The organism is Rhodococcus sp. NPDC127593 (genome assembly GCF_042671975.1).
GTDB lineage: Bacteria > Actinomycetota > Actinomycetes > Mycobacteriales > Mycobacteriaceae > Rhodococcus_F.
Genome location: NZ_JBHXWI010000005.1, coordinates 103,048 through 117,746 on the forward strand (window position 1 = coordinate 103,048; position 14,699 = coordinate 117,746).

General features: G+C 67.7%; 13 protein-coding genes and 1 pseudogene. 11 read left to right on the forward strand and 3 right to left on the reverse strand.

Features of this window, described 5'->3' with window-relative positions; translation table 11 throughout:
• Nucleotides 1–47: 47 nt before the first annotated feature.
• A complete protein-coding gene (locus ACFVJ3_RS05935) occupies nt 48–1,178 on the reverse strand; it encodes an ABC transporter ATP-binding protein (protein ID WP_378451189.1) in 1,131 nt (376 codons plus the stop codon).
• A gap of 533 nt (nt 1,179–1,711) precedes the next feature.
• Between ACFVJ3_RS05935 and ACFVJ3_RS05940 the strand changes: the two genes are divergently transcribed.
• The gene (locus tag ACFVJ3_RS05940) at nt 1,712–1,915 is read left to right on the forward strand and encodes a three-helix bundle dimerization domain-containing protein (protein WP_378451190.1); all 204 of its coding nucleotides are present in this window, start codon (nt 1,712–1,714) and stop codon (nt 1,913–1,915) included.
• 80 nt (nt 1,916–1,995) lie between these two features.
• On the opposite strand, the gene ACFVJ3_RS05945 is transcribed toward ACFVJ3_RS05940, so the two are convergent.
• The gene (locus tag ACFVJ3_RS05945) at nt 1,996–2,697 is read right to left on the reverse strand and encodes an MspA family porin (RefSeq protein ID WP_378451191.1); all 702 of its coding nucleotides are present in this window, start codon (nt 2,695–2,697) and stop codon (nt 1,996–1,998) included.
• Between the two features lie 462 nt (nt 2,698–3,159).
• On the opposite strand from ACFVJ3_RS05945, the gene ACFVJ3_RS05950 reads away from it, so the two are divergent.
• From ACFVJ3_RS05950 to ACFVJ3_RS05990, 9 genes and pseudogenes are all read left to right on the forward strand, one after another.
• Entirely contained in the window at nt 3,160–4,338 is a 1,179-nt protein-coding gene (locus ACFVJ3_RS05950) for an anion permease (RefSeq protein ID WP_378451192.1), read from the forward strand.
• 12 nt (nt 4,339–4,350) lie between these two features.
• Nucleotides 4,351–4,626, forward strand: a complete 276-nt coding sequence (locus ACFVJ3_RS05955; RefSeq protein WP_378451193.1) for a hypothetical protein — start codon at nt 4,351–4,353, stop codon at nt 4,624–4,626.
• Nucleotides 4,533–4,895: pseudogene (locus tag ACFVJ3_RS05960) on the forward strand (DUF3349 domain-containing protein); the annotation flags it as partial. The gene ACFVJ3_RS05955 and the pseudogene ACFVJ3_RS05960, both read left to right, overlap by 94 nt.
• Before the next feature lie 87 nt (nt 4,896–4,982).
• Nucleotides 4,983–5,300 carry a DUF3349 domain-containing protein gene (locus ACFVJ3_RS05965; RefSeq protein WP_378451317.1) on the forward strand — a complete coding sequence of 106 codons (318 nt, stop codon included), beginning with the start codon at nt 4,983–4,985 and terminating at the stop codon, nt 5,298–5,300.
• 27 nt (nt 5,301–5,327) lie between these two features.
• The gene (locus tag ACFVJ3_RS05970; RefSeq protein WP_378451194.1) at nt 5,328–6,641 is read left to right on the forward strand and encodes a hypothetical protein; all 1,314 of its coding nucleotides are present in this window, start codon (nt 5,328–5,330) and stop codon (nt 6,639–6,641) included.
• Nucleotides 6,642–6,663: 22 nt separating this feature from the next.
• On the forward strand, nt 6,664–7,695 hold the full coding sequence (locus tag ACFVJ3_RS05975; protein WP_378451195.1) for a glutamate ABC transporter substrate-binding protein: 1,032 nt from the start codon (nt 6,664–6,666) through the stop codon (nt 7,693–7,695).
• A gap of 84 nt (nt 7,696–7,779) precedes the next feature.
• A complete protein-coding gene (locus tag ACFVJ3_RS05980; protein WP_378451196.1) occupies nt 7,780–8,244 on the forward strand; it encodes a MarR family winged helix-turn-helix transcriptional regulator in 465 nt (154 codons plus the stop codon).
• 31 nt (nt 8,245–8,275) lie between these two features.
• Nucleotides 8,276–12,208 carry a Pls/PosA family non-ribosomal peptide synthetase gene (locus tag ACFVJ3_RS05985; RefSeq protein WP_378451318.1) on the forward strand — a complete coding sequence of 1,311 codons (3,933 nt, stop codon included), beginning with the start codon at nt 8,276–8,278 and terminating at the stop codon, nt 12,206–12,208.
• Nucleotides 12,209–12,423: 215 nt separating this feature from the next.
• Nucleotides 12,424–12,651, forward strand: coding sequence for a hypothetical protein (locus tag ACFVJ3_RS05990; RefSeq protein WP_378451197.1), 228 nt, complete (start codon nt 12,424–12,426; stop codon nt 12,649–12,651).
• 74 nt (nt 12,652–12,725) lie between these two features.
• Here the strand turns inward: ACFVJ3_RS05990 and ACFVJ3_RS05995 are convergent, their stop codons facing one another.
• Nucleotides 12,726–12,923, reverse strand: a complete 198-nt coding sequence (locus ACFVJ3_RS05995; RefSeq protein ID WP_378451198.1) for a three-helix bundle dimerization domain-containing protein — start codon at nt 12,921–12,923, stop codon at nt 12,726–12,728.
• Between the two features lie 170 nt (nt 12,924–13,093).
• Between ACFVJ3_RS05995 and ACFVJ3_RS06000 the strand changes: the two genes are divergently transcribed.
• Nucleotides 13,094–14,551, forward strand: a complete 1,458-nt coding sequence (locus ACFVJ3_RS06000) for a CHAD domain-containing protein (RefSeq protein WP_378451319.1) — start codon at nt 13,094–13,096, stop codon at nt 14,549–14,551.
• Nucleotides 14,552–14,699 lie beyond the last annotated feature (148 nt).

Genomic DNA, 14,699 nt, shown 5'->3' on the forward strand with positions numbered 1-14,699 from the left:
TCTCCTGTTGTTCGTGTGTGGGCGGGGCTCGTGAATCGTGCCGGTGCTCATGCCACCGACAGCGAGGCATCGCGTGGAGATGCACCGTGATCGTGAGGAACGTGCCAGACCAGCCGGCGGCCGGTCCCGGAGTCGAAGAGCTGAATGTCGGCGGGACCGACACTCAGCGCGGCGGCGTCGCCGACCTCGGCGGCAGCCGGGCGCGGAGCGCGGACGCGAATGACGTTGCTGCCCACGGTGACGTGCAGGATCTCTTCGCTGCCCAGGTTCTCCGAGGCGGTGACGACACCGCGGAGTCGGGTATCGGCGCCGTTCAGCCGGATGCGTTCCGGCCGGATGCCTGCGGTCACCTTCTGCGGTCCGGTCGCCGAGCCGGCGAACAGCCCGAGGGGCGCGTCGACGCCGTCGGCGACGAGGTGGAGTTCCCCGGCCCGCTCGATGACTGTTGCGTCGAACAGGTTCATCGGTGGCGCGCCGAGGAATGCGGCGACGAACGTCGAACGCGGAGTGTCGTACAGCTCGGTCGGTGTACCGACCTGCTCGATCCTCCCGTTGTTCAGCAGTGCGATCCGTGTCGCCATCGTCATCGCCTCGACCTGGTCGTGGGTGACGTACAGGAACGTCGATCCCAGACGGTGGTGCAGGTCGATGAGCTCGGTGCGGGTAGCGCTGCGCAACGCGGCATCGAGATTCGACAGCGGCTCGTCCATGAGGAAGGCACCTGGGTCGCGAACCATCGCCCGGGCCAGCGCCACCCGCTGACGTTGCCCACCGGAAAGCTGGGCCGGGCGCCGGTCCAGATGGCTTTGCAGGCCGAGCGCCGACGCGACGGTGGTGATCCGTTCCCGGATCTCGTCCTTCGACCGTCTGCGTGCACGCAAGGGGAAGCCGATGTTCTTCGCGACGGTCAGGTGCGGGTACAAAGCATAGCTTTGGAAGACCATCGCAACGTCCCGCTGTCGCGGCGGTGTCCTGGTGATGTCGTTCTCGCCCAATAGGATGCGACCCGACGACGGGCTCTCGAGCCCGGCGATCAGACGCAGCAGCGTCGACTTCCCGCACCCGCTCGGGCCGAGAAGGACCATGAACTCTCCGTCGGCGATGTCCAGGTCGACATCACGCACCACCCGCGCGGTGCCGAACTGTTTCGACACACCTTCGAGTCTTATCCGCGCCACCCGCATCTCCTCGGTTGTTCCGTGTTTCCCGGAGACACCACAGCAGCCGGGGATGACGGTGCGGTGAACACCGCACCCCGAATTCCCGACCCGACCCGCGCCGGGGCGGCGGCATGCAGCGACGATAGGAGGAGTGTGCCCGCGCGATAGGAAACTCCTCAGGCCCTACCTTGCGTGGTCGATGACCTGATCCATCGTTCGCAACGAAAGGGGTTGCAGATCAGCAGCTTTTGATCAGCGTTCCTTCGCCGACTCGGTGAGTTCTGCTCGCAGGTCGAAGCGAGGGGTCGGAGGCGGCAGGTATGAAGAATGCACTTCGTCACAGATTCGCTCACACAGTGCGTGCATCCCACGTGTCGCGCACTGCGGAGCGAGAGCGGCAGGCGCTGCCTTGCGGTGAGTTTGCCCATGTCAGCGGCCCGGCCGGCGGCGTGAACGGCGTCTCGGCCCGGGCGGGAGCCGATGAGGACGCGGCGAACCGGTGACTTCGTTGCGGCTTGACCCCGTCGCCGAGTTCGGCGGAAGATTGTTGAATGTTGAACGATGAAGAGCAGCTCCACGTCACCAGGGTCATCGATCGCCTCGAGACGCGTTACCCGGACATCTCCCGGGAGGCCATCGACGAGGTAGTGCGCTCTGCGCACAGCCACTTTGCGGACCGGAAGGTACGCGACTTCGTGCCCCTGCTCGTCGAGCGGGCTGCCCGCGAGAAGATCCAGGAACTGGTGACGTCGTAGGCGTCGTCGCGCCGGGGTCCCCATCCACGATCGAGATGGCGACCCCGGCGCGCTCCACCGAAACCTGTTCGGGATCTCGTTCAGTTGAGCTTCTGCGGCACACCGTAGGTCATGACGGTGTCGCCGTTCTCCGTCACCGCCATCGCGTACGGCCGGATGGTGACCGGTCCGATAGCTCCGGAGATGGAACCGTGAACGCCCTGCATCCGCACCAGCGCCTCGGGTCCGTCGAACTCCTGGCCCTCGAGCAGCGGGACCGTGGTGATACCGCCCGGCTCCAGGTCGATGTCCAGCTCCTGCGACGGGATGATGTCACCCGCCAGCTCCGCGTTGGTCCCCGCGCTCAGATCCAGCGTGAAGTCGGGGACGAGCCCCAGGTCGATGCCGGTGTCCGACCCGATCGCGAACCCGAGGCCGGGCGAATTGAGGACGATGGTCGCGCCTGCCAGCGCAACCGGGTAGCCGATCTGGTAGCCGACGGTCAGCTGGGTGCCCTCGAACTCCGCGGCGTCGGGACCGCTGATGTTCACTCCGGCATACCCGTTGTGGAAGAACTCGACGCTGGTCGGTACGCCGTCGAGCGGCGGAACGACCTGATACTGCGTGTCGCCCTGCAGGACCTCGATGCGGTTGCCGTCCGCGTCGATGACGGAACTGGCGTTGTCGACACCGGCCGAGGCGGTGCCGTTACCCATCACCATGGCGAGCACTGCGATACCTGCGACCGCCGCCAGGCGGGTGAATTGTCTGTGCCCGGGTCGAGCTGTGCTGATGTTCGTCATGCCGATCCCCATTCAGTTCGTACTGCAACCGATACGAAAAAGCATGCGCAGCGTAACCATTCGGGCCCTCCGATGTCTTTGTGTTGTTCGAGAGTTCACGAGCGTTTCGTGTGGTCCGCCATCCGTTGACCTGGTAGTTCTTGGCACGGTCGCGTTTGCCGCATCGCGCGCGGGGCCTGGTCGCACATGGCATGTGCTGGGATTCGACCACCGAAGGCTCCCGAGAACGTTCACTCAGACGTTCCTGATACGTCGCCTCCGACACTTCTGGGTGACGCCTACGCCGAGGGAGTGTCGCGGCAACCGATCTCGACCCGTCAGGATGCGGCACCTCGACCCCGGGCCAGGCGCCGCCGTAGTACTTCGACTCGGCGATCTCATTGCGATTACCCGGAGTTGAACACACCATGAACACCCAGGTGGAGACTGGTTTGCCGAGTCCATCCCGACGACACTGGAACAGTGAACGCAGAATCTCTCGTTCTTCTCATCGTCGTCGTCACTGCACTCGGTTTCGATTTCACCAACGGTTTCCACGACACCGCGAACGCCATGGCCACGTCGATCGCCACCGGGGCACTCAAACCCCGTGTCGCGGTTACCCTCTCGGCGATCCTGAACCTGGTTGGCGCGTTCCTGTCGGTCGAGGTGGCGGCCACCGTCGCCAAGGGCATCGTCAACCTCGGCGACACGGGCGGGCAGGCGCTGCTGATCATCGTCTTCGCGGGCCTCGTCGGGGGCATCTTGTGGAACCTCGCGACCTGGCTACTCGGCATACCGTCGAGTTCGTCGCACGCCCTGTTCGGCGGGCTCATCGGTGCAACCATCGCAGCCCTGGGGATGGGCGGCGTCGAGTGGTCGGGCGTGATGAGCAAAATCGTCATCCCCGCCGTCCTCGCACCCGTGGTCGCAGCGCTGGTCGCTGCCATCGGCACCTGGCTGATCTACCGCATCACCGCCGGCGTCGAGGAGAATGCCAAAGAGGACGGATTCCGCTGGGGACAGATCGGGTCGGCCTCTCTGGTCTCGCTCGCGCACGGCACCAACGACGCCCAGAAGACGATGGGCATCATCTTTCTGGCGCTGGTGGCGCACGGCACCATCACCGCCGACACCGCGATGCCGTTCTGGGTAAAGCTGTCCTGCGCCCTCGCGATCGCCCTGGGGACCTACCTCGGCGGTTGGCGGATCATCCGGACACTCGGCAAGGGTCTCGTCGAGATCGCGTCGCCCCAGGGCATGGCCGCCGAGTCGTCCTCGGCCGCCATCATCCTCACCTCCAGCCACTTCGGCTTGCCGCTGTCGACGACACAGGTTGCAACCGGGTCGATCCTCGGAACGGGAATCGGCAAGTCCGGGGCGGAGGTCCGGTGGGGCGTCGCCGGACGCATGGCAGTCGCGTGGTTGTTCACCCTTCCCTCCGCCGCTGTGGTCGGGGCCGTGTGCTGGGTGATCGCCGATGCCATCGGCGGACTGCCCGGTGTTCTCGTGGTGTTCGCGCTGCTCCTGGTGGCCGCAGGCGCCATGTACCTGCGCTCGCGGCGGAACCCGATCGACACCTCGAACGTGAACGAGGAGTGGGACGGTGGCCTGACCCCGCCGTCCGAGAAGACGCACACCTCGCATTCGGCTCAGGTCTGAGAGGCAGGCATCGTGAATCTGTTCATGGACACCGTGGACTCGCTCTGGCAGGTCGTGCTCATCGGCCTGCTCTTCGGTGCCGGCCTGCCCGCCGTCTTCGCGCTCGGAATCCGGTTCCTGTCGCTGGGGGTAACGCCATCCACGGACGGAAACGGCGCCGCACGCACACCGACCGCCTGGATCGCCGGGTCGGCATGCTTCGCGGTGATCCTCGTCGCGGTCGTCGCCGGAATCCTCTTCATCATGAAGGACTTTCTCGCCCACGATTTCGGAATCCACATCTTCTGACCCCGGAAAGGACGCGTGCAGTGGTACGGAAACCGATCACCTCAGTTCCGGCGAAGGTCCTGCGATGGGTGCGCGACGGTTACCCGCACGGGGTGCCCCGCGAGGACTACATCGCGTTGTTCGCCGTCCTGCACCGCAGGCTCACCGACACCGAGGTGAGCGAGATCGTCGACGAGTTGTCGGCCCCGGACGGGCATGCCCTCGAGGACGGCAGGATCGACCGCGGGGAGATCGAGGAGGCCATCGCCCGACTGGCGCACGAACATCCCGGTGAGGACGACGTCAAGCGGGTGGCCTCTCGCCTCGCCGCAGGCGGCTGGCCGCTAGCGGCACCGATCGAGGAGAAGCCTCCACTCGTGAAGGCCCTGCCGCCCTTGCTGAGCAACATCATCGAATGGTTGCGCGCCGGCTATCCACAGGGCGTGCCCGAGACCGACTACATCCCCCTGATAGCCCTGCTGCGCCGGCGACTGTCCGACGAGGAGGTCCGCGAGATCACCGCAACACTGGTCGACCAGGGCGACCTCCCGATCGGCAGGCCGGACATCCAGGTGATGATCGCCAAGGTCACCGACGAGAAGCCCCTCGACGCCGATGTCGACCGGGTCCACGCCCACCTCATGGCCGGTGGCTGGGCCATCCCGGACGAGACGCCGATCGACGAGTCGCACTGACCGACCGCCGATCAGCGAGGAGGAGTGGTGTTCCTACGCGGAGACACCGTTGCCGACGACCCGCACGCGCTGGACGAGTCCCTGCTCATCGAGCCTCAACGGCTTCGGCCGTCCTGGCGGGGTTTTCTCACGTCGACGCCCGGACGGTTGTCGGTGCTCGCGGTGGTCCTCGTTGTGGCCGCCCTCGCCGCGGGGACCGTGACTTCGGCGGTCAACGCCGCCCGTCAACAGGAAATCGACGCCTTGCGGACCTACTCGGAACCTCTCGCCGACGCGGCGCAGAACCTCTACAGTTCGCTGTCGATCGCGGACGCCGCCGCGACGACCTCCTTCATCTTCGGCGGGGTCGAACCGGTGGCGGTGCGCGAACGCTACAACCAGGCCGTCGGTGATGCCTCCAATGCGTTGGTGACCGCCTCGAACGGCGTCGATCCCGCGGACGCGGAAGCGCTCGGCCTGCTGTCGGAGGTGTCGAGGCGCTTCGCCGAGTACACCAGTCTGGTCTCCACCGCCCGCGCGAACGATCGCTGGGGAAATCCGATCGGAATCACGTATCTCCGCAACGCTTCGTCGATGATGCAGGGCACCATCCTTCCGCTGGCGCACCGCCTTTGCGCCGAGCAGTGGAAGTCGGTGGCCACCACACAGGCGCGCACAACCAGGCTGCCGGTGGCCGCTTTCGCTGTGACGACCTCCGCTCTCGTCGGGCTCGTGCTCGCGCACGTGTACCTGACCCGCAAGAGCCGACGGCTGTTCAACCCCGGCCTGATCGTGGCCACACTCCTCATGGCGAGCCTCCTGGTGTGGTCGATGACGGCGTTCGGGATGTCCACGTCGGCGGGGGAGCGCGCGAGGACCGCTGGGGCGGAACCACTCAGCGCGATCGCGGCGGCCCGGATCCTGGCGCAACAGGCACGGGCGGATGAGATGCTCGGGGTCTTGCAGCGCGGTTCGGACCCACAATCCGAGGTCGACTTCTCGCGGCATTCCACGGTCCTGTCCGGGATACTCGAACAACACCGGAACTCAGACGCTACCGCGGCGCTCGAGGGCTGGCGGAGCACCCACGAGTTGCTGCAGCAGAAACTCGTGAACGGGGATTATCCGGCGGCGTCGGCCATGGCGGTCGATCCCGGGGCGCTCGCGCCGACCGCCCAGTTCTCCGCACTCGACGAGGCGTTGCAGTCCGCGATCAATCGATTGAGGAGCGAGGAACGCGAGGCCACGACCGAGGCGTATCGCTCGACTTCGCTGTTGACTGTCGGTGCCGTCGTGCTCGGTGTGCTCTCCGGGTTCGCCGTCGGCGGGGGCATCTGGCCCAGACTGAACGAGTACCACTGATGCCTCCGGCGAGGTGAGTGGGATGGTGACGAGTCCCCGCGTCGAGCATGTCCACGGTCGTCGAGCCTCTCGCGTTCGTGGCCTTGTCGGCGTGCTCGTGGCTGTCGGGGCCGTGCTCGCCGGTTGTGCTGCCCCCGAACCCGTCACTCCCGCCGTGACGGGCGACTACACGGAATTGTCCCTGCCGGACGGGACGCAGATCATCCCGCCATCGGGTGCCACCCCCGCAGCGCCGGTGGCGCCGTCCGAGTGCGGGGCGTTGGCAAGCCTGCGTCCGGCGCCATCCGTCCAGGCGGGCGCCGCGCCACCGGGGAGGCTGGTCGCCGACATCCTCGCGCGGGACCGGCTGATCGTCGGCGTCGACCAGAGCACCAACCTGTTCAGCTTCCGTGACCCGAACACCGACACTCTCGAAGGATTCGACGTGGACGTGGCGGGGGAGGTCGCGCACGACCTCCTCGGCGACCCGGCGAAGGTCGAGTTCCGACTCCTCACCCCCGGCGGCCGCTTCGACGCGCTCGAGAAGAATCAGGTCGATATCGTCGCGCAAACCATCACGATCACGTGTCAGCGCGCCGAGCGGGTGGCGTTCTCCACGGTGTACTTCGAGGCGTACCAGCGTGTGCTGGTACCCTACGGGTCGGAAATCTCCGGGCCCGCGGACCTGGCCGGTAAACGGGTGTGCGCCGCCGCCGACACCACCTCACTCGCCACGATTCAGCGGGTCCAGCCGCAGGCCACGATCGTCGCAGTTCCCGACTGGGCCGACTGCCTGATGGTTCTCCAGCAACGGCAGGCCGACGCCGTCAGCACGGACGACTCCATCCTCGCGGGCCTGGCCGCCCAGGACCCGACTCTCCAGATCGTCGGTCCGCCACTGGAAACCGAGCCGTACGGCATAGGCATCAACAAGACCAACACCGCGCTGGTGCGGGTGGTGAACGGCACCCTCGAGCGGATGCGCGCGGACGGAACGTGGATGAGTCTCTACGACCGGTGGTTGACCGTCCTCGGCCCGGTCACCGGCCCGCCCGCACCCTCCTACCGGGACTAGCCGAGGCGCACGGTTCGGGCGATGCCTGCAAATAGTGGGGATTATCCATGATCTCAAATCCCCACTACTGTTATGGTGGGCTTCATGCCTGCATCCACGACGCCCCCGGAGCGCTTGCTGCGAAACCCCACTTTCGTGGTGGCGCAGCTGCATCGGGTGGGACGCGAGGACCTCGAGGCCGTACTGGCGGCCGAGGGACTGAATCTGCGGACGCAGTGGATCCTCTGCTGCCTCGAGGAGCCCGGCGAGCTGTCCCAGAAGCAGCTCGCCGATGTTCTGGGCATCGACCGCAGCGACATGGTGCGACTGCTCGACGACCTCGAGGAACGCGGATTCGTGGCCCGCACCAAGAACGCCAAGGACCGGCGCAAGCACGTGCTGTCGTTGACGACAGCAGGCCGGCAGGTCAGGGAGCGTAGCGACGAGTTGGTCGAGAAGGCATTCGATCAGCTCTACGGCAACCTCTCGGCGAAGGAACGCCGGAGCTTGCAGCGCCTGGTCCTGAAGGCGCTGGGCCTACCGAAGAAGTACGCCGCCCCACCCACTTAGCCGGCACAGCCCCCGGTTTCCACGGTGTCCACTGCACCGTTCTCATCCCGGCCCCGCGGATTCCTTCGCGCAAGCCGGAGCCGTTCCACAAGGAGCCCGCACATTGTCTGCCCCCACGCGTCTCGACCCGTTCACCGCCGGTGACCTCGCACCCGTCCCGCGAACCCTCATCGACATCCTCACCGACACCGCCGAGCATCACCCCGACGCCCCCGCGATCGACGACGGTGAAGTCGCACTGAGCTACGCGGAACTGGTCGAACGGATCACCGCGGGCGCCCGCGAGTTGGCTGCCGGTGGTGTCGGGCCGGGCGACCGGGTCGGCATTCGGATGCCGTCGGGTTCGCGGGAGCTGTACCTGGCGATCCTGTCCGTTCTCGCCGCCGGCGCCGCGTACGTCCCGGTCGACGCGGACGACCCGCCCGAGCGGGCCGAGCTCGTGTTCGGCGAGTCCGCGGTCAAGTCGGTCGTCACCGCCGACGGTATCGAAACCTCGGACAGCAGTGCGGTCGAGGTCCGGGCCCCGGAACCGTCGAACGATGCGTGGATCATCTTCACCTCCGGGTCCACCGGCACCCCGAAAGGGGTGGCCGTCACGCACCGAAACGCCGCCGCCTTCGTGGACGCCGAGGCGAGGCTGTTCGTGCGCGACGCCCCGCTCGGTCCGGGCGATCGGGTGCTGGCCGGACTGTCGGTGGCGTTCGACGCCTCCTGCGAAGAGATGTGGTTGGCGTGGCGGCACGGCGCCTGCCTGGTCCCGGCGCCCCGTTCGCTGGTGCGCAGCGGGATGGATCTCGGACCGTGGCTGATCTCGCGGTCGATCACCGTTGTCTCCACGGTCCCGACGCTGGCCGCGCTCTGGCCCGCGGAGGCCCTCGACTCCGTGCGGTTGCTGATCTTCGGCGGCGAGGCCTGCCCGCCCGAGCTTGCTCGGCGGCTCGCGGTCGATGGCCGCGAGGTGTGGAACACCTACGGCCCCACCGAGGCCACCGTGGTCGCCTGCGCCGCACAGATGACCGGGATCGGCCCGGTGCGCGTCGGGCTCCCGCTCGACGGGTGGGACCTCGCCGTCGTCGACGCGGGCGGCCGCCGAGTAGCCGACGGCGAGGTCGGGGAACTCGTGATCGGCGGGGTCGGCCTCGCCCGCTACCTGGATCCGGCCAAGGACGCCGAGAAGTACGCGCCGATGCCCTCGCTCGGCTGGGATCGCGCCTACCGCAGCGGCGACCTGGTGCGACTCGACCGCGAGGGACTGTTGTTCCAGGGCCGCGCGGACGACCAGGTCAAGCTGGGCGGGCGGCGCATCGAACTCGGTGAGATCGACGCGGCCCTCCACGCGTTACCCGGAGTCACCGCAGCGGCCGCCACGGTGCGCACGTCCGAAGCCGGCACCGGGATGCTCATCGGATACCTCGCCGCACCGGAGGGATTCGACCTCACCCATGCCCGCGCGCAACTGGCGCAGCAGCTTCCGGCAGCCCTCGTACCCCGGCTGGCACGGGTAGACGAGCTACCCACCCGCACCTCGGGCAAGGTGGACCGCGGTGCGCTGCCGTGGCCACTGCCCGGGTCCCGTGGGCCCGACGCGCAGGCCTCGGGTCTCGACGGAACCGCGGCGTGGATCGCCGGGCTCTGGACCCGAATCCTCGGCGCCGAGATCGGCGGCGAAGACGACGACTTCTTCGCCATCGGCGGGGGCTCGCTGAGCGCCGCCCAGCTGGTCAGCGCCCTGCGCGAACGCTTCCCCGAGGTGACCGTCGCACAACTCTACGACCACCCACGTCTCGGCTCACTGGCCCAGTTCCTCGACGAACTCGCACCCACCGCTGCCGTCGAACCACGCACTGTCGCGCCGACACCGCGGGCAACCCAATGGGCACAGATCGCGGCGACCGTCCCGCTGACCACCCTCACCGGCCTGCAATGGATCACCTGGCTGGCAATGGCGAACAACGTTCTGGCCTGGGCTTCGCCCGCGCCGTGGGCGCCGACGCTGTCGTGGTGGCCGGTACTGGTGATGTTCCTCGTCTTCATCACCCCGGTCGGCCGGATGGCGATCGCCGCGTCCGGCTCCCGGCTGCTTCTACGGAGGATCGAACCGGGCACCTACCGCCGCGGCGGTCCCGAACACGTCCGTATCTGGGTCGCCGAGCGGCTGATCGAGGCGAGTGGGGCGGCGAACCTGTCCGGCGCCACCTGGATGGTCTACTTCGCTCGGGCGCTCGGCGCGAATATCGGTCGGCGGGTGGACCTGCACACCCTTCCCCCGGTCACCGGAATGATCGAACTCGGCGAGGGCTGCTCGATCGAACCCGAGACAGATCTGTCCGGGTACTGGATCGACGGCGACGTCGTCCACGTCGGATCGATCCGCATCGGAGCCGGGGCGTCGGTCGGTGCCCGCTCGACCCTGTTTCCCGGCGCCCGCATCGGGGCGCACGCGGAGGTGGCCCCGGGGTCCGCGGTCACCGGAAAAGTCACGGCAGGTCAGCGGTGGGCGGGCTCGCCCGCAGTCAAGGTCGGCAAGGCCGTGCACCCCTGGCCGGAGAACCGGCCGCCGCGTGCCTCGAAATGGGTACCCATCTACGGCCTGACCTCCCTCGCGGTAGCGGCGATGCCCCTGCTCGCGCTTGCCGGCGGTCTCGTCCTGCTCGGGTGGTGGATCCGCGACGCCGACGACCTCGGCGCGGCCGTGATGACAGCACTGCCGATGCTCCCAGCCGCGACCATCCTCACCCTCGCCCTGTTCGCGGGCATGACCGTCGTCGCGGTGCGCCTGCTCGGGCTCGGCCTGCGCGAGGGCTATCACCCGGTGCGCAGCCGGATCGGGTGGCAGGCATGGTCCACCGAACGGCTGATGGACTCCGCCCGCACCTTCCTGTTCCCGCTATACGCCAGCCTGCTGACCCCGCTCTGGTTGCGGCTGCTCGGCGCCAAGGTCGGTAAGAACACCGAAATCTCGACGGCACTGGTCCTCCCGCGATACACCACCGTCGCGGACGGCGCGTTCCTCGCCGACGACACCATGGTCGGAGGCTACGAACTCGGCGGCGGATGGCTGCGCATCGAGCCCGCGAAGATCGGCAAACGTGCGTTCCTCGGCAACTCCGGCATGACCGGACCCGGACGCACCGTGCCGAAGAACGGTCTGGTCGCGGTACTCTCGGCAACCCCGGACAAGAAGGGCAAATCCGGTTCGTCCTGGCTTGGCAGCCCTCCCGTCCGGCTGCGCCGTTCGGCCACCGAAACCGCGACGTCGCGAACTTTCGATCCCCCGACCCGCCTGCGCGTCGCCCGAGCCCTGATCGAAACCTGCCGGCTGATCCCGATGATCATCACGTTCGGGATCGGGCTCGGTGTGCTCGTCGCCCTCGAGGCGCTCACCGGCAGCATCGGATTCGTGTGGGCAGCACTGCTGTCCGGGCTCGTACTCCTCGTCGCCGGTTCCGTTGCCGGCGGCATCGCGGCGGCGGCCAAGTGGATCGTCGTCGGCCGCATCGGCGTCGTCGAACACCCGCTGTGGAGCTCGTTCGTCTGGCGCAACGAGGTGTCCGACGCATTCGTCGAAACGGTCGCCGCACCCTGGTTCGCCCGCGCCGCCACCGGTACCGCCGTGCTGAACCTGTGGCTGCGGGCGATGGGCGCGACCATCGGGCGCGGCGTCTGGTGCGAGACGTACTGGCTGCCCGAAGCAGACCTGGTGACCCTCGGTGACGGTGCGACCGTGAGCCGCGGCTGTGTGGTGCAGACCCACCTGTTCCACGACCGGATCATGAGCATGGACACCGTCATCCTCGGCGCCGGCGCCACCCTCGGCCCGCACAGCGTGGCATTGCCCGCCTCGGCCATCGGACCGGGCGCCACCGTCGGGCCGGCGTCGCTGGTGATGCGCGGAGACCGCGTGCCCGACTCGACCCGCTGGCAGGGCAACCCCATCGCACCCCAGCCCGAACATGGCCGGTGAGCACCGGCGTCGACCGGGCTGCGCCAATTCGCTACTCGCGCGTAACCACGGATCGGCCCGTATGCTCGGCCTCGTCGTAGGGCTGCGGCGATGGCCTGGATAGCTGCGGAATGTGATGACACCCTGCGACATCACTGAGCGGAACGAGAAGACGCATGTCGATGAACCCTGATCCCAAGAGCGGGCGACGGCGACGGTTTTCGGTCGGAACACGAGTGCGCACCCCGCACTCCCTCGACGCGGAACTTCCGGCCGACCAGTGGCCCCTCGCGTCGGGAGTGATCATCGAGGATTTCGCCGACTCGGGTGGCCTCAGCCCGAAGGCCTACGGACGCGATTGGGCCTTCTCCCGGCGGTGGGCGATCGCCCTCGACGACGGCAATCTGATCTTCCGCGACAGCGAAGACCTCGACGACGAAGAGCCCGACACCGAACCCGTGTGAACAGGTGCGCGACTCTGGCGGGTGACGGAGTAGCTGGGATGTGCAGAACGCAAACGTCGTGGTGAGGGCGCCCGCTAGGTGTCGTCAGTGAGCGATCTGATGGCAGCGCGTTCGACGAGCAACGGAACGAAGTCGCGTACCGGTCGTCCGTCGAACCGGTGGTGTGCGGTGTCGATCGCCTGATCGATCACGCCGGAATCGATGGTCGGAAACCGCCGCGCCAGGCGTTGTCGTACCACGCCGATGTGCTGCTCTTCGGTGGTGGAGTTCATCTTCGAATTGTCGTCCCCACGGTGGCGTGAATGCACTGTTTACTCGGGTGCATCTGCGAGCGGTATTCACCGGTTGTTCACCTAGGCTGGGGAAGGGTACTCGGACTGGATTCGGGTCGATTCGACCGCCGACGTACAACGTCGAAATGTGGTGAGGTGTCATGGGAACCCTGCTCGAGGCGCAGCGTGAGCGAGAAGACAAGTACGACGTGGATCTCGACTTCGCGGTCCCGGATCTCGCGAAGGCGCTACCCGCCGACGGCCGCATCGAGCACGCCACGGTCGAGCTGGACAGCGTCTACTACGACACCGCCGACCAGGACCTGTTCCGTCACCACGTGACGCTGCGCCGACGGTCCGGGGGTGCCGACGCCGGCTGGCATCTGAAGGTGCCCGCAGACAAGGCCCGCACCGAGCTCCGGCTTCCGCCCGATGCCGGTGACAGCGTCCCCGCGGAGTTGGCGGATCTCATCGCGGGTGTCGCCCTCGGCAAACCTCTACATCCGGTGGCGATGATCTCGACCGTGCGGAGCTCTCACCGCCTCTACGACAAGCAGGGCATCCTGCTCGCCGAGGTGGCCGACGATCGGGTTGAGGCGACCGCGGTCGGGGAGAGCGCCCGGGCCAGCCAGTGGCGCGAGGTCGAGGTCGAGGTCGGCGAGGGCGGCGACGAGAAATTGCTGAAGCGGATCGGCAAACGCCTCACCCGCGGCGCCGCGCACCCCGCCGGGCGGGGATCGAAACTCGCGCGGGCGCTGTCAACCGATTCCGACCCGTCCCGCACTCCCGACGAGGGCGGCGACGCGCGGGCTGTGCTGCTCGCATATGTGGATGCACAGATCCAGGCGATCGTCGCCGGCGACGTGGCACTGCGCCGTGGACACGACCCGGTCCATCCCACTCGTGTCGGCATCCGGCGACTGCGCAGCACCCTGCGCGTCTACGGCACCTTGTTCGACCCGAAGTCCCGGGACTGGCTCGATGCAGAGTTGTCCTGGTACGCGGGACTGCTCGGTGAGGTTCGGGACCGGCAGGTGCAACGCGAGAGGTTCGCTGCCGCGGTCGCCGCCCTCCCGACGGAATTGGTGCTGGGACCGGTGGCCGCCCGGATCGAGAACGATCTACTCGGCGAGCAACTTCATCACCGCGCCGCAGTGATGGAGGCCCTGAGCGGGGACCGCTACCGGAAGTTGCTCACCGCTCTGACCTCCTGGCGCATCAGTCCACCGTTGACCGAGGCGGTCACCGAACCTCGGTCGATCGAGCGAGGATCGCGGCAGGCGGAACGGAAGGCCGTCACGAGGGTGACCGCTGCCGCGGCCGGTACCGATGACGACGCGCTGCACCGTGCCCGTAAGACTGCCAAACGCGCCCGTTACGCCGCCGAGCTCGCGGCCCCTGTCCTCGGCAAGAAGCCTGCCAAGAAGAAGGTCGCCAAATTCAAGAAACTGCAGGAAGTGCTCGGCGAACACCAGGACAGCGTCGTCGCCGCCGGGATCCTGCGCACCCTCGGCGCCCGCGCCGGCACCACCCCGGGCGAGAACGGTTTCACCTTCGGCCTGCTCTACGGCCTCGAACAACAAGCCGCGCAACACGCCCGCACCCAGGCAACCGAGCTGGCGACCTGACCCGGATCGTGCCGGATCGTCGCGGGATGGGCACACGCCGTCGCCGTATGGAAACCCGTGGTCGGCCGCCTGTTCATTCGGGCAGTCGGTGGGGTACTCCCGGTCGGACAGGATCGGCGTCGTCGTCGATCTCGAGCAATGGCGAAGT

Excerpts from the sequence above, each read along its gene's own strand:
- ACFVJ3_RS05945 (WP_378451191.1), bottom strand. The coding sequence starts at position 2,697 with ATGACGAACATCAGCACAGCTCGACCCGGGCACAGACAATTCACCCGC.
- ACFVJ3_RS05975 (WP_378451195.1), top strand. The coding sequence starts at position 6,664 with ATGGTGACGAGTCCCCGCGTCGAGCATGTCCACGGTCGTCGAGCCTCT.
- ACFVJ3_RS05940 (WP_378451190.1), top strand. The coding sequence starts at position 1,712 with ATGTTGAACGATGAAGAGCAGCTCCACGTCACCAGGGTCATCGATCGC.
- ACFVJ3_RS05995 (WP_378451198.1), bottom strand. The coding sequence starts at position 12,923 with ATGAACTCCACCACCGAAGAGCAGCACATCGGCGTGGTACGACAACGC.
- ACFVJ3_RS05980 (WP_378451196.1), top strand. The coding sequence starts at position 7,780 with ATGCCTGCATCCACGACGCCCCCGGAGCGCTTGCTGCGAAACCCCACT.